The organism is Lactiplantibacillus sp. 3062 (assembly GCF_055413545.1).
In genome coordinates this window covers 433,121-451,776 of record NZ_JBVAYE010000001.1, presented here as the reverse complement: position 1 = coordinate 451,776, position 18,656 = coordinate 433,121, and the positions used below count along the sequence as shown (strand labels likewise).

At 42.9% G+C, this 18,656-nt stretch carries 17 protein-coding genes and 1 tRNA gene; 14 read left to right on the top strand and 4 right to left on the bottom strand.

Annotated elements, in window-relative coordinates:
- Positions 1–289: 289 nt before the first annotated feature.
- Positions 290–739, bottom strand: a complete 450-nt coding sequence (locus ACWQAU_RS02080; protein ID WP_003641653.1) for a pyridoxamine 5'-phosphate oxidase family protein — start codon at positions 737–739, stop codon at positions 290–292.
- Between the two features lie 197 nt (positions 740–936).
- On the opposite strand from ACWQAU_RS02080, the gene ACWQAU_RS02075 reads away from it, so the two are divergent.
- On the top strand, positions 937–1,137 hold the full coding sequence (locus ACWQAU_RS02075; RefSeq protein ID WP_003643615.1) for a cold-shock protein: 201 nt from the start codon (positions 937–939) through the stop codon (positions 1,135–1,137).
- 91 nt (positions 1,138–1,228) lie between these two features.
- On the top strand, positions 1,229–1,453 hold the full coding sequence (locus ACWQAU_RS02070) for a hypothetical protein (RefSeq protein ID WP_003641655.1): 225 nt from the start codon (positions 1,229–1,231) through the stop codon (positions 1,451–1,453).
- 177 nt (positions 1,454–1,630) lie between these two features.
- On the opposite strand, the gene ACWQAU_RS02065 is transcribed toward ACWQAU_RS02070, so the two are convergent.
- Positions 1,631–1,703: transfer RNA gene (locus ACWQAU_RS02065), tRNA-Lys, on the bottom strand.
- A gap of 324 nt (positions 1,704–2,027) precedes the next feature.
- On the opposite strand from ACWQAU_RS02065, the gene yycF reads away from it, so the two are divergent.
- The 12 genes from yycF (at position 2,028) to ACWQAU_RS02005 (ending at position 15,147) form a co-directional block, all read left to right on the top strand.
- The gene (yycF, locus tag ACWQAU_RS02060; RefSeq protein ID WP_003637294.1) at positions 2,028–2,735 is read left to right on the top strand and encodes a response regulator YycF; all 708 of its coding nucleotides are present in this window, start codon (positions 2,028–2,030) and stop codon (positions 2,733–2,735) included.
- Between the two features lie 13 nt (positions 2,736–2,748).
- Positions 2,749–4,623, top strand: a complete 1,875-nt coding sequence (gene walK, locus ACWQAU_RS02055) for a cell wall metabolism sensor histidine kinase WalK (protein WP_003641656.1) — start codon at positions 2,749–2,751, stop codon at positions 4,621–4,623.
- A complete protein-coding gene (locus tag ACWQAU_RS02050) occupies positions 4,604–5,929 on the top strand; it encodes a YycH family regulatory protein (protein ID WP_027821601.1) in 1,326 nt (441 codons plus the stop codon). Before walK ends, ACWQAU_RS02050 begins: the two co-directional genes overlap by 20 nt.
- Positions 5,930–5,940: 11 nt before the next feature.
- On the top strand, positions 5,941–6,795 hold the full coding sequence (locus ACWQAU_RS02045) for a two-component system regulatory protein YycI (RefSeq protein WP_003646175.1): 855 nt from the start codon (positions 5,941–5,943) through the stop codon (positions 6,793–6,795).
- Between the two features lie 358 nt (positions 6,796–7,153).
- Positions 7,154–7,969, top strand: a complete 816-nt coding sequence (locus ACWQAU_RS02040) for an MBL fold metallo-hydrolase (RefSeq protein WP_003641659.1) — start codon at positions 7,154–7,156, stop codon at positions 7,967–7,969.
- Between the two features lie 110 nt (positions 7,970–8,079).
- Positions 8,080–9,342 carry a S1C family serine protease gene (locus ACWQAU_RS02035; RefSeq protein WP_003641660.1) on the top strand — a complete coding sequence of 421 codons (1,263 nt, stop codon included), beginning with the start codon at positions 8,080–8,082 and terminating at the stop codon, positions 9,340–9,342.
- 554 nt (positions 9,343–9,896) lie between these two features.
- Positions 9,897–10,376 (top strand): 23S rRNA (pseudouridine(1915)-N(3))-methyltransferase RlmH, encoded by a 480-nt coding sequence (rlmH, locus tag ACWQAU_RS02030; protein ID WP_027821600.1) that lies wholly within the window; start codon positions 9,897–9,899, stop codon positions 10,374–10,376.
- A gap of 478 nt (positions 10,377–10,854) precedes the next feature.
- Positions 10,855–11,430 carry a TetR/AcrR family transcriptional regulator gene (locus tag ACWQAU_RS02025; protein WP_003641662.1) on the top strand — a complete coding sequence of 192 codons (576 nt, stop codon included), beginning with the start codon at positions 10,855–10,857 and terminating at the stop codon, positions 11,428–11,430.
- Positions 11,431–11,497: 67 nt separating this feature from the next.
- Positions 11,498–12,925, top strand: a complete 1,428-nt coding sequence (locus tag ACWQAU_RS02020; protein ID WP_003646173.1) for a coniferyl aldehyde dehydrogenase — start codon at positions 11,498–11,500, stop codon at positions 12,923–12,925.
- Between the two features lie 207 nt (positions 12,926–13,132).
- Entirely contained in the window at positions 13,133–13,765 is a 633-nt protein-coding gene (locus tag ACWQAU_RS02015; protein ID WP_003646171.1) for a uracil-DNA glycosylase family protein, read from the top strand.
- A 248-nt stretch (positions 13,766–14,013) separates the two neighbouring features.
- Positions 14,014–14,664 carry a nitroreductase gene (locus ACWQAU_RS02010; protein WP_003643638.1) on the top strand — a complete coding sequence of 217 codons (651 nt, stop codon included), beginning with the start codon at positions 14,014–14,016 and terminating at the stop codon, positions 14,662–14,664.
- A gap of 114 nt (positions 14,665–14,778) precedes the next feature.
- A complete protein-coding gene (locus tag ACWQAU_RS02005) occupies positions 14,779–15,147 on the top strand; it encodes a 6-carboxytetrahydropterin synthase (protein ID WP_003641666.1) in 369 nt (122 codons plus the stop codon).
- A gap of 66 nt (positions 15,148–15,213) precedes the next feature.
- On the opposite strand, the gene ACWQAU_RS02000 is transcribed toward ACWQAU_RS02005, so the two are convergent.
- On the bottom strand, positions 15,214–15,861 hold the full coding sequence (locus tag ACWQAU_RS02000) for a FusB/FusC family EF-G-binding protein (RefSeq protein WP_003643639.1): 648 nt from the start codon (positions 15,859–15,861) through the stop codon (positions 15,214–15,216).
- A gap of 347 nt (positions 15,862–16,208) precedes the next feature.
- The gene (locus tag ACWQAU_RS01995; RefSeq protein WP_003643640.1) at positions 16,209–18,578 is read right to left on the bottom strand and encodes an FAD-binding protein; all 2,370 of its coding nucleotides are present in this window, start codon (positions 18,576–18,578) and stop codon (positions 16,209–16,211) included.
- Positions 18,579–18,656: the final 78 nt, after the last annotated feature.

Sequence of the window (18,656 nt, the reverse complement as noted above, 5' to 3'; positions counted from 1 at the left end):
CTCGCAAATATTGGTGATGAAAGTAGGGGCTGACGAGGTTGAAAGTGGCGTTGTTTTCGAAGGTGAATGAACAAAGTGTTCTGGCTTGTGCTGATGATACTTGGTCTTTGATGCACGTCCGGAATAGTCGGACGTGCTTGCATTAATAACTGGTTTGAAAGTGATATCACGCTTCGAGCCATGCTAGTTGTTGGGTGACCAAAGCACGAAGCGCCACAACTAGAATTTGCGTAGAATCTAGTCGTGGCGCTTCGGTTGTGTCTTTCTGAGAAGGCCTAATTTGTAACGGCTAATCTAAGTGAGCGGGGCCGTCAGTGGGCTGATCAACGAGTTCGAGATGGTCGATCGTCATCATCTGGCGAATCTTGATTGAACTTGTCTGAAACCTGAGAATGACGGGGTCTTTGTAATTTAGTTGCTGCTGAAAGTCCGTTAGTTCAGCCCGCCAATCTTGTTCAAAAACGTTGGTACCGACTAATGAGAGTTTTCCCCGAAGCATAATTGACGCATAGTCTGACAGTTGGTAATAGAATAAACTCGCTTGACGCCAGTTTTGAATGTTCTGCGTTGTTGAAGTTTGACGACTAGTATAGAAGTAAAGTTCTTCTAGGCTCCGTTTGATAGGTAAGGGACTGAGCGCTACCATGGTCGGAAAGCCGTCCGCATCAACAGTTGCTAACGTGAAGACGGGGGCGGTTTGGATCATATGTAGGGCTGCCTGACGAGTCGTGTGTTGCATACTTAGTCACCCCTTTACACCTCAGTATGCAGGAATCATGGGGGAAAGTCATACGTTATGCACACCGTTTTCAGCGATTAAAAACTAGGGATGTGATATACTTAAACCACTTAACGCGTGGAACGTTATGATTGATTGGCGCTCCCAAGGTTAACGATGTTGTTACTGCAGTCAGTTCTGAGAGGACTTATCTAATAATGAAGAATGGTACAGTAAAATGGTTCAATGCGGATAAAGGGTTTGGTTTTATTACGGGTGAAGACGGTACCGATGTCTTTGTTCATTTTTCAGCGATTCAAACTGATGGCTTTAAAACCTTAGATGAAGGTCAAAAAGTAACTTATGATGAAGAACAGGGCGATCGTGGCCCCCAAGCAACGAACGTTCAACCACAATAGTAACTGTTGGGCCGAACCATTATCATTAACTGGTTCGGTTTTTATTTGAAGTGACGGGTTGTCAGCTAAACAAGAAAGCTAAGTGGTCGGAATGGATTTTGTAGATGTTTACGGCATTAAGCATGAGAATTGTACGTTAGTTGCACCTGCGCGTGAATATCAGCGGGTCGTTATTTTTATGGACGCATTGGGCCGGCGCTTTGTTGCAATGGGACCGGATCCACAACCAACTAAATATGGAAGTAGTAGCCAACATTGGCATCAAGCACAGCCGAGTGCAGCTCCTGAAGGTTATTTTCATATTGATCAAGAATAACCCTAGCAATTGAGTTACTTAGCTACACTGATGGTAAACATTAGATCGTTAGAAAAAGCCCCAGGGACGTCACACGCACTTTGCGTTGTGCTTCCTGAGGCTTTTTTGTGGGAATAAAAAAATCAGCTTTCACGGTGGATTATCACGGCGTGAAAACTGATTAGTGTGGTTATATGATGGGCAGTCAGGGGATCGAACCCTGGACCCACGGATTAAGAGTCCGTTGCTCTGCCAGCTGAGCTAACTGCCCATAACTCAACAAAAAATATAATATCATGAATTTTGAGTTCTGACAACACTATTTCGAAAGTTTTTTCAAAAAAAGTGATTTTTTGAGTAATTAAATTGGTGAAAACGATTGCTTGAACTGGCAAATGATTTCCCGGGAAATACTACGGCCACGCGGATTAGCAATCAAAGAAAGCCAACTACATTTGTGATATACTAAAACCAGTGTTGAATTTAGTTTCAACCAACCCTGACACGAGAAAGGACCTGTTTTCTCGTAATATATCGCGAATCACCCTAAAAATTGAAATGTAAACCTGTTTTCCCCTAAGGAGGAAGAATCGTTATGAAAAAAATCTTAGTAGTAGATGATGAAAAGCCCATCTCTGATATCATGAAATTTAATCTGACCAAAGAAGGCTATGAAGTTCACGTTGCAGCTGACGGAGAGGAAGCCTTACAAAAAGTGGATGAAGTCCACCCTGATTTGATTTTGTTAGATTTGATGTTGCCTAAGATGGATGGCTTGGAAGTTGCTCGACAAGTACGGAAGAACTATGATATGCCAATTATCATGGTAACGGCAAAGGACTCTGAATTAGACAAGGTGTTGGGCTTGGAACTGGGCGCGGACGACTATGTGACCAAACCGTTCTCAAACCGGGAACTCGTGGCTCGAGTCAAAGCAAATCTGCGGCGGCAAGGTGCACCAAGTGCCCAACCAGCTGAAGTTGAAGAAAATTCAGACATTGAAATTGGCGATCTGGTGATCCATCCAGAAGCTTATATGGTTTCCAAACGCGGTGAAAACATCGAATTAACGCACCGTGAATTTGAACTGTTACATTACTTAGCCCAACATATCGGCCAAGTCATGACGCGGGAACACTTGTTGCAGACGGTCTGGGGCTATGATTACTTTGGTGATGTCCGGACAGTTGATGTGACCGTGCGGCGGTTACGTGAAAAAGTTGAAGATAACCCGAGTCATCCAAAATGGCTGGTGACGCGGCGGGGCGTGGGTTACTATCTCCGCAATCCTGAAAATGAGTAGAGGTTGCTAAACCGTGTTGAGATTTAAACGGAAAAATTTTTTTAAAACAATTAATTTCAAAATTGCGCTCGTGTTTGCCCTTCTATTATTGATTACGTTGGAAATCGTGGGTGCAATCTTTGTGAAACAGTTGGAATCAAAGAACATCCAGGATTTTAAACAGTCGGTGCAAATTCCAACTTATATTGATAATTCGTTGTCCGAACAATTGACCGTCAGCAGTACGCGCAAGGCCAACGGCCAAATCAAGACGATTTTGTCGAACTACAACAATACGAATGTTGATGAAATCCAAGTTGTTGACAGCAAAGGAACAATTCGTGGGACGAGTGATGTTAATGATCAGTCAGTAGTTGGACAAAAAACGACCGATCGAAACGTCAAGAATGCGATCTATAATAATCGAACTTACACTAAAAGTACCTATGACACTCAGAATAATGGACGCTACTACGTTTCAATCGTGCCGCTATATAGCTCCAATTCAGCGGGTAATAGCAGTCAGTTAGTTGGGGTACTGTATGTACGGGCAAATATGAAGTCTGTCTACAGTACGATTAACAACATTATGGGAATCTTTGTGATTGCGTCACTTGCTGCGATGGTCTTGGGACTGGGAATTGCAATCATTATTGCCCGGGCAATAACTCGTCCAATCGAAGAAATGAAGCAGCAGACGCAACGAATTGCCCGTGGTGATTATGCGGGGCAAGTCCGAGTTTATAGCGATGATGAGTTGGGCCAGTTGGCTAAAGCCATTAATAACTTGTCGATTCGAGTGGAAGAATCGCAAGAGTCGACAGAAGCTGAGCGGCGCCGGTTGGATAGTGTGCTCTCACACATGAGTGATGGCGTGATTGCCACTGATCGCCGGGGTAATATTACCATCATCAATGAAACAGCCTCGGACTTTATGGATGTTACGGCCGAAAAGGCAATCGGTAACTCGATTTTAGATATTTTAAAAATCCGTGATGATTATTCATTGCGTGATTTGATTGAAAATCAAGATGAATTGATGCTTGATTTTTCTTCGAACGAGCGTGACCTAATCTTGAATGCCTACTTCTCGTTAATTCAACGGGAGTCTGGGTTTATTAGTGGGTTAGTCTGTGTGCTCCACGATGTCACGGAACAACAAAAGATTGATAATGACCGGAAACAATTTGTTTCGAACGTGTCTCATGAATTACGGACACCACTGACTAGTTTGCGGAGTTATATTGAAGCACTGAGTGATGGTGCGTGGAAGGATCCTGAAGTGGCCCCAGGATTTTTGAAGGTCACTCAAGAAGAAACCGATCGTATGATTCGAATGATCAATGAACTCTTAAGTCTATCACGGATGGACTCAGGGACCACCCGGGTCGATATGGAATTGGTCAATATTAATGAGATGTTCAATTACGTGCTTGATCGGTTTGATATGATCTTAAAGAAGGATGATAATCCAGCTAAGTATTACACTATTAAGCGCGAGTTTACCAAGCGTGATCTGTGGGTTGAAATTGATACCGATAAATTCACTCAAGTATTGGATAACATTATGAATAATGCGATCAAGTATTCACCTGATGGCGGTGTCGTGACTTGTCGCCTGTTAGAGACGCATAACCAAGTGATCATTAGTATTAGTGATCAGGGCTTGGGTATCCCACGGGCCGACTTAGGACACGTCTTTGACCGATTCTTCCGAGTCGACAAGGCGCGGTCACGGGCCCAAGGTGGGACGGGCCTCGGTTTGGCGATTTCAAAAGAAGTTGTTCAGATGCTCGGCGGTCGTATTTGGGTTGATAGTGTTGAAGGTAAGGGGTCTACGTTCTATATCTCCCTGCCATACGAACCTTATGAGGAGGAGGACCTTTGGGATGACGACTCACAAGCTTAGACGCTTTATCTTACCCATTTTATTGACGATTCTGATCTTATTGAGCGTGGTTTTATCCATGTATATCTGGTTGAATCCGTCACGCTATGAGCATGAAAGCAAGGTTAGTACGACGTCATCGAACTCTTCGTTGACAACTCGGACAATCGATGATATTTATTTACCGACACAATTAATTCACACTAACAGTCAGGGTGGCCAATCCCTGCTGATTAATAAAAATGTCAGCTTAGTCAGTCAATTTAGTGAGCAGTTACGCAAATGGGATGCGCGGAGTATCTCTAAAGTTCGCATTACGTCGGCAAAAAGCTACCGTGCGCTCTTAAATGGAACTGATTCGTACGTATTGAACTTTCCTGACAGTATTACTGTCAGTATGTTTAATACGGTCTTCAGGCAACATCTCAGTAATTTTCGCTCCTCGGAATTTAGTCGGATCGTGATTCCAGTCAATGATACGAATCACATCTACTTTTTGAATGATGACCATCATGAGATTTATAGTGTTCGGTTGAAGAAAAAATCTCTGTCGTCGTTGAAAAAAGTTTTGGCAGTCGACAAGGTCAAACGGATTGCTGTCAAGATGACCTATGAGGATAATACAACGTATATTGATTATCCAAAGCAAGTTACGATGCAACATTATAGCTACTTGATGAGTAAAGCGGCTGCGAGTGAGATTGCCAACCGATTACTAGATGCGGATGGTAATTCGACCGTTTCAGTGCATAATCGCAGTGGTAAACAGGAGTATACAACGGGTAGTTACAAGCGCATGACGGTGGATTCTAAGCTAGGAACAGTGTATTTCGAAGATTATAGTGATTCAGGAACCACGCGGAACCTATCACTGACTAATCAGCTAAAGAAGAGCTTCAATTTGTTAACTAGTCTCGGTGTCCCAATGGATAATATCCGCTACTACGGTTTTGACGCAACGAGTAATAGTGTCATTTACCGAAGCTATGTTGAAGGGTTCCCGATCTTTAATCAGACCGAAAATGGCGATGTCCGGATTCAGCTCACTTCTAACGGGTTAGACCGTTACTACTTCTCACTGTACAGTTTGCAGGTGCCAGTACCAACTACTGGTCAGAAGCAAGCGGTGACCTTACCGAGTTCGACAAGTGTGTTAAAACGTCTGAAGGCCGCTGGTTATAAAGACAGTAAAATTGGCAGTATTGAACTTGGCTACGAATGGTCACAGAACAAGTCGTCCAAACTCGTGATCGACCTGACGCCGACGTATTATGTCTACTATAATGGCACTTGGCGGACATATACGTCGATGTTAAGTGGATCTTAGGAGGTGGCCGCATGAATTTTCGGAGAATTGAGTGGATTTTCCTACTAGCATTTGTTGTTCTAGATATCTTCTTGGGTTTTATGTTCGTGCAAACGAGCTCTAAGTCGACACAAACGACTGGTGATACGGCGACCACGATAATTCGTGAAATGCGCGCAGATAATATTAGCTTTAAAAACCCGGACACGAGCGAAGGGACGGGTTACTATATTGCGGGCAGTAACGAGAGTGGTCTCAAACAATTGTTGAGTCAGTTAACTGAACAGACAGCCCGGGTGCAAAGCGGCGGTAAGCTCGTGAGCACACTACGGGCAACCACCACTATCGATACCCGCAATCCTAAAGCGGACTTGACGACGTTTATGAGTCAGCGGACCAATGTAATCCATGGAACCGAGTACGTCTATGATGCGGATTTGTCGTCTAACGGCGATTACGTTTTTGTTCAAAAGGTTGCGGATGGCGAGATCATGACTGGCGCTGGGCAAGTCCACCTATTTGTTAATAAAAACAAGCAGCTGACAAGTTATACTCAGACGTACGTCAATCACGTCAAAACTTTACGCGAAAAGGCTGTTACGATCAGTGAAAAAAAGGCCCTGGTTGCGTTGTATCAATATAATCAGGTGGCAAGTAGTTCCCGGATCGTTTGGGCAAAGCTTGGGTATTCTCGGTTATTGAAATTGAAGGATAGTAGTGTTTACGTCCCAACGTGGATCTTTGCGGTCCGGGGTAAGAATAGTTCTAACGTTACACTGCACCGTATCAATGCCTTTACTGGTTCTTCAATGAAGAACGGTAGTACGGCTAGTGATACGAGTAGTTTAGATGCGACGGTCGGAATGATGTGGAATGCAATTGATTAGTGAAAACCAGTTTAACGACTAGGTGTCGTTGTCGAATAACGGGTGCTGTGAAGAAGAGTGTTTTTCCTAACAGGCCCGTTTTTTGGTGACTAGATTTTTGACTAGTTGTGATACGCCAATGTCGAGGTGGCATGACGTAGCGTGGATTGCTCAGCGTTGATGTTCGCGGTTTCGTGTGAGTTTAATGGCCGGTAAACTAGTGTGCGCATACACGACAGTAAACTAGACTAACCGCGTGATGGCGATAGTCGTGGACGTTAAGTTTGAGCACTTGCAGGTGGCTTGCTTTTCAACCCCGCTAAAAGCGTGTATCATATGAAGATAGTAATGGATTTCAGAGATAGGAAGAGCCTAAATAATGGTATTAAAATTAGCAACGGATGATATGAAAGTAAGCATTCTGGCATCGGGTAGTACGGGTAACGTGACATACATCGAAACGCCAGAGCACAAAGTATTGGTTGATGCGGGGCTAAGTGGCAAAAAAATTGCTAATTTAATGGCGTCGATCGATCGTGATATTAATGAAGTCGATAGTTTATTTATTAGCCATGAACACACTGATCACTGCCATTCTGCGGGGATTTTAGCGCGGAAGTATGGTATGGATGTTTATGCTAATCAGGGGACCTGGGACGCAATGGCGCATAAAATCGGCAACGTTCCTGCCGAATTATGTCATGTCTTTGACCCGAACACGACGCTTGGACTAGGTGATCTCGACGTGGAATCATTTAGTGTGTCACATGATGCGGCCGAGCCACAATTTTATGAACTACATCATGCCGGAAAATCGTTTGTCATCATTACGGATACGGGCTACGTTTCAGAGCACGTTGAAGGTGTAATCAAAGACGCTGACGGCTATTTATTTGAATGTAATCATGACTTAGAAATGTTGCGGATGGGTCGGTATCCATGGCCATTAAAGCAGCGAATTATTGGTGATGAGGGCCATTTATCGAATGAAGATGGTGCGAACGCCTTGATGGATGTGATTGGCCGGCATACCAAGCGGATTTACTTAGGGCATCGTAGTCAGGATAATAACTTGAAGTCCTTGGCGCATTTAACGGTTGCTTCCATGATGACGGAACGAGATTTTGGCGTTGAGCATGATTTTCAATTGTACGATACGGAGCCAGAACAAGCGACTAAGTTAATCACGTTATAGGTTAGCTTTAATGTTTCACAACGCTTCAGTCATAAAAAAATCACACTTTTTCGCTAAAATAAACTTAAAATAAGCATTAGTAGGGAGGGATCGCGTTTCGACGCGCAATTATGGCTAATAAATCATTAATCAAAGTCGCAGTAACCGCACTAGTAGCTGGTTTAATCGGTGGTGGTGTTGCTTACGGCGGTATTAATTATTTCCAAAACAATAACATCGCAACGTCATCGACCAGTGTACCAACTGGTTCTAATAAATCGGGGTCAACGTCAACGACGAACGTTAAGGTCAATGTCAGTTCACAGGCGACCAAGGTGTTTGAAAATAACAAGGCGGCCGTTGTATCGGTCATTAATCTCCAAAAGAAGAGCTCTTCAAGCAGTTGGAGTGGTATTTTGGGTGGCGATGACTCGTCTGGCAGTGATAGTTCATCCAGTTCAGATTCTAGCTCTAGTAAGCTGGAAGAGTACAGTGAAGGTTCTGGGTTGATCTATAAGAAGAGCGGTGACGCGGCTTATATTGTAACGAATAATCACGTGGTGAGTGGTTCAAGTGCCATTCGAGTGATTATGAGTGATGGGACTAAGTTGTCAGCTAAAATTGTCGGAACCGATTCTGTGACTGACTTGGCCGTTCTGAAAATCAATTCTTCTAAAGTAACGAAGACGGCTAGCTTTGGTAACTCAGATAATATCAAGGTTGGTGAAACGGCCTTAGCCATTGGGTCACCGATGGGCTCTAATTACGCAACGACCTTGACGCAAGGAATCATTTCAGCGAAGAAGCGGACCGTGGCGACGACGAATACATCTGGTCAAACGACGGGGTACGCGACGGTTATCCAAACAGATACGGCAATTAACTCTGGAAACTCTGGTGGTCCGTTGTTCAACATTGCTGGACAAGTTATCGGGATCAACTCGATGAAGTTGGCCTCAGATAATTCTGGGACTAGTGTCGAAGGGATGGGCTTTGCAATTCCAAGTAATGAAGTTGTGAAGATCATCAATGAATTGGTTCAAAAGGGTGAAGTCGTTCGGCCGGCTTTAGGGGTTGCAACCTATGACCTATCCAATATTTCTTCTAGTGATCAGAAGTCTGTTCTTAAGTTACCAACCAGTGTGACGAAGGGTGTCGTCATCATGAAGACGTACTCAGGTTCACCGGCTAAAGCTGCTGGGTTAACGAAGTACGATGTGATTACGGAGCTAGGTGGCAAGAAAGTGACCAGCTTAGCCACGTTACGGAGTGCCCTGTATGCCCATTCGGTTAATGATACCGTGACGGTGAAATACTACCATAACGGAAAACTCAAGACAGCCAACATGAAGTTGACGGAAACTACCAAAACGTTAACTAAACAAAGTAACTAATAAATGAGAATTTCATAAACGTCCCTGACTGGATAAAGCAGTCGGGGGCGTTTTTTTAGGTTAGTAGCTGAAATCATGAAAAAACGAAGAATCGATTTTCAATAATCGACTAAATTTGCGAAAGCTGGCAATGGTTGCGACAAAAGCCGAACAAACTGGTTGAAATAGCAGAAAGCATTTATTGTCGAATTTGATGGTGTGCAAAAGTGTGGACAACTTTGGTGATAAATTTTAGCCGCGTTAGTCGAAATTTATGAACAGCCGGAACCACGGGGTTGAAGCTTGTTTAAAAGTTATCCACAGGCGCCGGACTGGCCTGTGGATTTAATTTTAAAAAGTTATTTTAATAGGCCTCGGTTCTTGATATAATAGGATTTGTAACCGGAACCCACGAACAAGTGTTGCTGTGCAAAACTGTGGATAAGTCGGAAAGGTCTTGACAAAACGAGGCTAAATAAATATTGTGGCGAACTGGCGTTCAACACAATATATTGATTATTGAGTTATGCACCTGTGGATAACTATGTTAATAACTTGTGTAAAGGCGGTCAATTATGAACATCAAAATTATCTGTGTCGGGAAATTAAAAGAGAAATACTTCAAACAGGGGATTGCGGAATATGCGAAAAGAATGAGTAAATTTGCAAAATTCCAGATTGTTGAAGTGCCAGATGAAAAGGCTCCAGAGTCATTAAGTAACGCAGAGATGGAAAATGTGAAGGTCAAAGAGGGCCAACGGATCCTAGAAAAGATCAAGGATCGCGATTACGTATACGCGCTAGCAATTTTGGGCAAAGAACGCTCGAGTGAAGAATTTGCGGCGGAAATTGATAAACTAACGACGTATGGTCACAGTGATATTGATTTCGTAATCGGTGGTTCGCTGGGGTTATCACCGGAAGTGCTGAAGCGCGCGGATACTCAGATTTCGTTTGGGCGTTTCACGTTACCTCACCAATTAATGCGGTTAGTGCTGTCGGAGCAGGTTTATCGGGCGTTTATGATTAATGTGGGAAGTCCGTATCATAAGTGATGCTAAAATTTGTTTTTCAATAGTTACGGATTTATTAGGTGAATAGGAATTCTAATCTGTTTTTGATGGTCGTATTTATAACAGTTTAGATAAGGCTGCAAAGAATTACAGTTACCTTACTAAAGTGTAAGCAGTATATAGATATGCAATTACCATTAAATAATGGCGAAATAAGAAAGGACGGAACGATTTTTCAGATGCTGATATTAAGGCTAGATTGAAATAGCCTGGTTATCACTATACTCAATTGATTGATAATAGCAAAGTAAGCGGCAGGTGCTCCTCAAAAAGGCTTGCCGTTTTTGAGTATACCCAATCCTCAAGATGCTGATTGTAGATTCTCAGGTATATATAGCTAGTGATTTTTTGCGTACAGGTGCCACATCCATAAAATTTCTAATAATTTTAATTGACATTTATTAGGGATAGTTTTATATTATTAATCGAACGTTCAATCGATTAAAAGAGGGTGCCAAATATGCGGGAAAAAGATTTAGACAAAGAGAAGAGTATTATCGATGAAGTAAGTCGTATTATTCTAAAAGAGGGAATTGCGGATGTTTCGATGTCCAAAATTGCCAAAGCGAGTGGTATTTCTTCGTCAACTATTTACGTTTATTTTTCAGATAAAGAGGATCTTCTAAAGCAGGTCTACCTTGCTAAAAAGCGACAGTTAGCAGCATTTTTAAGTCAAAATATCAATACCAAACCCAATAACTCAGTTAAGTTTGTCCAACAGTTTATGTATGCGTTATACGATTTCGGCATGCAATATTACGAAGCATTAATGATTATTGAACAATTCAATAATTCGCCCATTCTTGATAGCTTAAAAATCAAAAAGGAGGAATCCTATCAAGGTTTCGAGCAACTTTTTGAAGCAGTCAAACATACACCTGAATTTGTCATTTCTTCACCGGCAGTTATTTTAGGTTTTGTTTACGCACCAATTGTTTTGTTTGTTAAAGCCTTAAAAACACGTCAAATTGATAATAAGACAATTATGATCGATCAAGTGGTTGTGATGTGTATGAATGCACTATTGAAAAAATAAAATATCAGAACATGATATTTTTTTGTCTATAATTAAACGATTGTTCGATTAAAAAAGGAGAGCTATGATGACTACAATTAATGAGATGCACCAAATTTTTAACTTGCAAAAGACACAGTATGACCGTGCGCAACCAATGACCTATGAAGAGCGTGTGACTGTTTTAAATCAGATTGAGGCATTGATTCGGGATAATATTTCAGAATTAATCACGGCACTTCAAGCAGATTTTGGGCAGCGTGATCCGCTACAAATTGTAAGTGCTGATTTAACCGGACCACTAGCGACGATTGCATATATTAAGAAGCATCTTCGTAAATGGATACTACCAGCTAAGCAACGGTCGGGTTTGATGGCATTAACTGGAACTAAACAGTATGTTTATAATGAACCATTAGGTGTAGTTGGTATCATGTCGCCGTTTAATGCACCAATCGATCTTGCGCTAGATCCAGCGGTAGAAGCGATTGCAGCGGGGAATCGAGTGATGGTAAAGATCTCTGAGTATACCCCTAAGACAGCGGCACTGGTCCAGAAATTGTCACAACAGTATTTAAATGAAAAGAACTTTGCAGTAGTGACAGGAGAAGCTGATATTGCGGCTCAGTTTTCAGCACTGGATTGGGACAAACTAGTTTTTACAGGTGGCTCTGAAACTGGTAAGAAGGTATTATCGGCGGCGGCTCCTAATTTAACACCGGTTGTTTTAGAACTGGGTGGTAAAAATCCAGCCGTTGTTTTACCAGATGCTAACAAGCAAATGACAGCTGCCAAGATTGCGCGTAGTCGTTCTGGTAATAGTGGTCAGATTTGTTTGGATACCGATTATGTGTTACTTCCCACTGACCAGTTGGATGAATACGTGCGCTTAATCACTGCACAACTTGCGCAAGCATTTCCAACTTACATTAATAATTCTGAATATTCTGCCATTATCAACGATCGTTCTTACGATCGGATTTTGAGAATGCTTACTGAAGCTCGGCAACGGGGAACTAGGCTGATAACGATTAATCCAAATAATGAATTGGTTCCGGACGTGAAAAGACGGCTAATTCCATTAACGTTGGCGATTAATCCTGATCGAGATTTACAGATTGCCAGAAATGAAATTTTTGGACCTATTTTATCGATCTTTACGTATGATTCACTTGATGAAGCCATCGCTTTTATTAACTCTCATGAAAAGCCGTTAGCCATGTACTTATTTGGTAGGAGTTCAAGGCATTTGAATCAAATTATTTCGCAGACATCATCTGGCGGAGTAGATATTAATGAGTTATCCTTGCATGCGGGTTCGCATTCAATGGGTTTCGGTGGTGTGGGTTATTCTGGAATGGGACGCTATAAAGGCGGTAAGACAGGCTTTGAGACGTTTAGTAATCAAAAATCTGTGTATAAGCAAGGTGTTTTGGCAAAATATACTACGCGCTTAATGGTGCCGATCCATAATAAACGTAATGAAAAGCTGCTGAAGCGAATGTTGGGACTATGAAGTCGTGTTTAATCTAGGGCAATAACATGGTTAGGACTTTTCTTCGTGTCTATGACTAATTGATGTAAAATACTAGTATAAGTATGAACATTAATATGGATTTTTATAAATTGAATAAGACAAAGTAGCACTGGTCATTGGAGATTATGAAGTAATTATAAAAGATGATACTCAGATTGAATATATTCTGAGTTTAATCAAACAGGCATGGGAAAAGTATCGTCACTAAAACTAAAAACGAATCGCAGGTGCATCTATATCACAACAATCAAAGAAATTACTGAAGCTATCAAGGCTGATCCCGATAACGCTGAATATACGGCGAAGGGGTGGGACCCATTATTTCATGTGTTACCGACAGCCACTATTTTAGTGATTAGTCAGGCACCGGGACGTATTGCCCAAAATACCAAGACGTATTTCAATGATGCGAGCGGGGACCGACTTCGGGATTGGATGGGCGTGACGCGGGAGCAATTCTATCAAAGTGACCGCATTGCAGTTATGCCACTAGATTTCTACTATCCTGGTAAAGGCAAAAGCGGTGACTTGCCACCGCGCAAGGGCTTCATGGATAAATGGCATGAACCGCTGCTAGCAATGATGCCTAACGTTCAACTGACGTTACTTGTGGGCCAATATGCAATTAAGGCTTATTTAGGACGTTCACGGCAAAAGACGTTGACTGCAACGGTTCAAAATTATCAGGATTACTTGCCTGATTATTTCCCATTAGTGCATCCATCGCCCCTAAATTATGGCTGGCAAAAGAAGAATCCATGGTTCCAAGCGACCGTGGTGCCAGATCTTCAACGACGGGTACAGATTGCATTAAAATAAGGTCTACGACAGCCTTGTTAAGGCCAGTGTTCATAGCTTGTTGACTGTAACTTCAAGGGCCTGATTTGGTTAAAAACGTGGTAATACTGAGCATGAATGGCTCGGTATTACCACGTTTTTAGTTTACTGGTTTATGACGATGCGCTTAGCTAGCCAAGTTTCCTTGCTTGAAAAAGATAGTTCTATCTTTTATAATGATATTTATTCTCTTTGTTCATCACTATTTAAAATATAGGAGCTAAAAATTCATGGAAACAATTAAAGCGATTCACACCCGGCATTCAGTCCGGGCTTTTAAAGACGACCCTATTGAGCCACAGTTATTAACAACGATTGTTACAGATGCTCAGCAAACCCCCTCGTGGGGTAATTCACAACCATGGCAAGTCTATATTGCAACGGGGCACGCACTAACTAATATTAAGCAACACTATGCTACTGCCGCTGAGCAAGGGATTACGGAAGACGCTGATCTCGCCAAAGTACACCGGGGTGATTTTTCGGCGTTTGCTAGCCAAAATATGGGGCACTGGGTCGGAACTTTTCGGCCCGTGATCGACTCAGACCCGACCACTTATTGGGATAGTCGTGCTAATCTTTATCGCGCACCGGCGATTGCCTATCTCGTGCTCGACGCTAACCCTAATAGTTGGTCAATCTATGATTTAGGCGCTTTTTCGCAGACGTTAATGTTAGCCGCAACTGCTCGCGGAGTACAGTCAGTACCATCTTATGAACTGGTTAAATATCCGGCCATTGTACGAAACGCACTCGGGATGCCTGCAGATAAAGTAGTGGCGATGGGGATTGCTTTAGGCTATGAGAAACCTGAAAAACCGTTAAATCAATTTCGAACTGACCGAGTTGCTACGCCGCAAGTCTTGCACATCATCAACTAATTTAGACTCACTTTTGCAGCAGAAACCAGCTGTTTACCAGCAGACACTATTGCCAACTGACACCGTTTCATCTAAGATGGAGGGTAACTTGAACCTGATAGGGGAGGCTGGGCAATGACGACTAAACAACGAACGTACAAAATTAAGTCCTATGTCAACGCTAGCCATGCGGTGCGGTGGGCAACTGGCTCCGGAAAAAAGCACACGCACACGTGGGAAATTGTTTGTGAATTGCACACGGTTGATGCGATGGTTGCTTTTTATGATATTGAAAAAAATTTGCATCAAGCGTTGGATGAATTGTCAGGTAAATTTTTGAACGACTTACCTGAATTTAAAACCGTTAATCCAACTGTGGAAAATGTCACGGAGTATTTGTTTACCAAGATTGATAAGACATTGCGAGACAACGGGGCGCAACTGTTGCGAATTGAAGTTAGTGATTCGCCAACACGCGCTTATTGTATTAGTGTCACCGAATAAGATTAATGAAGGGGCCACCAAGAACGACAGTTGCAGCTGTTCTTGGTGGCCCTGATTTTTATTTAATTATCGTTTTGGACGGACAACTGCTAAAAAGTCAGCTAAAGCCTGCGGGTCGGTCAATTGTCGATTACACTGATTACTGTCACGACAAATGTAATTGCCGTTACGCGTGTAAGGTCCGAGACCAGATGACTTGGTTGTCGACATAAAGAGTGCGACGTTGCCAATTGTTTGGCAAATGGCACAGACGCCCTTGACTGTTTGTGGTGCTAGATCTCCCTGGATACCAATGAGACGATCATGATCCGGGATTACTAAATACTTTTTCTGGTTACCACCATCATTCCAACCTAGGTAAGTCAATTCGTGTAATGCTAATTGTGACCATACAGGCTGCTTCAACTTTTTGACCTTGCGAAACAACTTGCTTAGTTGCTTTGTCGTCAAGGATGGAAACGGAATAATTAGCGGAATTAGCGTTTCTAGTAGTTGAGGGGCCTTGGCACGGGTTAGCCGGTCCGTTTGCAAATGGGACAAGAAATTAGCGGTGATTGGATCGTCACTAGGAAGCAGTGGTGTAATCCGCTCGATAGCTTGTGCCCGTACGACGGCTCTAATTTGAAGATCGTTTACGGCGAGCTCGGCGCTAATTAACTGATTGACTTGCTGAGTAATATAACTGTATTGATAGGTGGTAATTGTCGGTTGCATAATATAATTCCTTTCAGATTCAAACCAGACACTTCTCTGAAAGGTTCTGTCGAAAAGTGTCGCTAACGAGCAGCACTTTTGCGTACAGATAATGATGCCATCATCATTAATCATCTCCTTATTTGTGGCCGATTATAGCCACAGCGATAAACAGTATAACGGATGTTGTTGATTTTGGCAATAGATGGTGTCTGTTTTGATAGGCACCTTGCATAACTTATATTTGGAAATCAAATACCGTAAGTCCTAAAATGTTTCACGTGAAACTTTCGCCACGGGACACTAAAACATCACGCAACTCGTGAGTTACGTGATGTTCTCAAATACATATTCGCTTTGAATTGTGCTTAATTCGTGACTGAATCTTTGACTTGTTTCAGCGCATTTTGGACCGCTTCTTTAATAGCTCGGCTAGATGCAGAGGCACCTGAAACGGCGTCAACGCTAGTGGAGTTGGCTGCCACAATTTCTTGTGGAATTTGATCGATAGCGGTTAAACCAACATCTTCACTTTCATGGTGTTGAATAACATCGACTGCTTGAATTTTATGGTCGTTGTAAGTCACACGCACAATAACTTTGCCACCTAGCCCGGCATTAGAACTGCCGAGATATTGATCAGCGGCCAGTTTAACATTAGATGCTGTTTCGCCATCAACAAGGTCATTAATTCCGTTGGCTTCGTTGGCGGTGACAGATTCACTATCTACCTTTGGACGAGCAGCGTTTTCACCGGCTAACTTACCAAAGATCAAACATTCGGCTAAATTACCACCACCTTGATAGCAGTTTGCAACGATACCGCCTAATTCACCAGCGCCGAACAAGTGTGGAATAGGTTCGTCATTGACGTTGAGAATTTGGGCATTTTCATTGCGTTGTGGCCCCCCTTGCGTGTTGAGGACGTCATTGGTCGTAGCAATGGCATAGTAAGGGCCATCGTCCAGTTGACGCATCGTTTGCGGATCACGATCAAATTCAAAATCACGTCCCACTTCTGTGTAGTGATTAAAGTCAGTTACCGTCTGTTGTAGATTATTAGCAGGAACTCCCAATTTGGCGGCCAATTGTGCAATCGTTGGCGCGGAAACGAGTTTGGTCATGAATTTCGGATACGGTAACTGACCAGCCTGACTTTCTTCTTGTTTGAAGGCATCGTACTGGGTTTGATCAAAAATTAAGTAGGGGTGCTGATTATTCATTGGGATTAGCCAAGAGCCATGTGTGTAAACGTGTCCGTGACGGTGCTTAGCGTCTTCTTGGAAGTAGCGTGTCCCATCATCAGCGATAACGAAAATACTACCGTTCTTTAATAAAGGCCAGTGTTCAATTTGACGGCCCCGTTCATTGGCGTCTTCTTTGAAGGTGATTCCAGGTAAGATACCGTGAGATTCATAATTGGTCATGTGCCACATTTTGGCATCAACTTCTTGAGCCATTTTGATACCATCACCGCGGTTATAGAGCGTCCCAAGTGGTGTCAGATTATCACTGTGCAAGTAGGTTTGCTTTAACTCAGGATTGTTTTCAAAACCACCCATAGCTAAAACGACGCCATTATTGGCATGGATATTAAGCAGTCGTTCGCCCCGTTTGATTTGGACCCCTTGGATCACTTTAGTATTAGGATCTTGGATCAAATGTTGTGCCCGTGAGTCCAACCAAACGTCAATATTGTCAGCTCGTTCAAGGACTTTTTGCCGGAGTAGTTTCCATAATGCAGCGTCTTTATCACGTTTGTGAACGAGGGCAAAGTCAATCGTATCACTTCCGGCTAGTTCTGGGTATTCCGCCATGGTTTTCTTGATGGCAACGGCATCACCGGGTTTAATATCATGTTTCCAACTAACGGCTTTAATCCCCAGATATTTTTCAAAATATGCTGGAATTTTACTCATACCGCTTAAATAGGCGTTGAGTGTCTTAGTAGGGGTACTGAATGGCGCGCCCAGTGCTTGATAATAAGCGGTTAGTTTATCTAAGCTTTCACCCGTAACGACGTGTTGGGCGGAGTAGCGGGTGTTGCCACCTTCACGGCCAAATGGTGCCGCATCAACTACTAGTACGTGGGCACCATTATCAGCAGCAAAACGAGCCGCTGAAGCACCGGCACCACCAAAGCCTAAAACGATAACGTCGTAGTTACCGTGCCAGTTCACATTGAGCGCGGGCGTGCCGTTGAGTGCCTTAACGTATTTTTCAAAGTTATCGAAGCACCGTTCCAAGAACTTGATAGAAGGGGCATCGGTCATTTGACCATTCTGATCAAAGGCTTTAGCAGCGTAGCTTAACATGTATTCATTGCCAGGGAGTACCTGAGCATCAACTCCGGGCGCATTGAGAATATTGCGTAAGTCACCTTGAGCACGGCACGTCCCCTGTACGCCAAGGGAAGTACCAACTAACATGACCGGTTTATTAGCAAAGGGGTGGAGCTGGTAAGAAAGCCATTCAATAACGTTCTTGAGTGCGGCCGGAATGGCATGATCGTATTCGGGTACCCCGATGATCACCCCATCGGCCTGGCTAATTTTATCATTTAAGGCTTGAACGGTCGCCGGGATATGATTTTGAGTTGGTTCATTAAAAAGGGGAATCCCTGTAATTTCATTAACGTCAATGGTAGCCCGTTGACTAAAATGATGCTTCATAAATTGTAATAATTCACGGTTGTAAGACTGTTGTGCCGCCGTACCAATCAAGGCAATATATTTCATAATTAACATTCCTTTATTAGTTTTTTAGTTGGATAAGTACACGGATTGTTTACGCTTTCAATATAAATAGTTACCTAG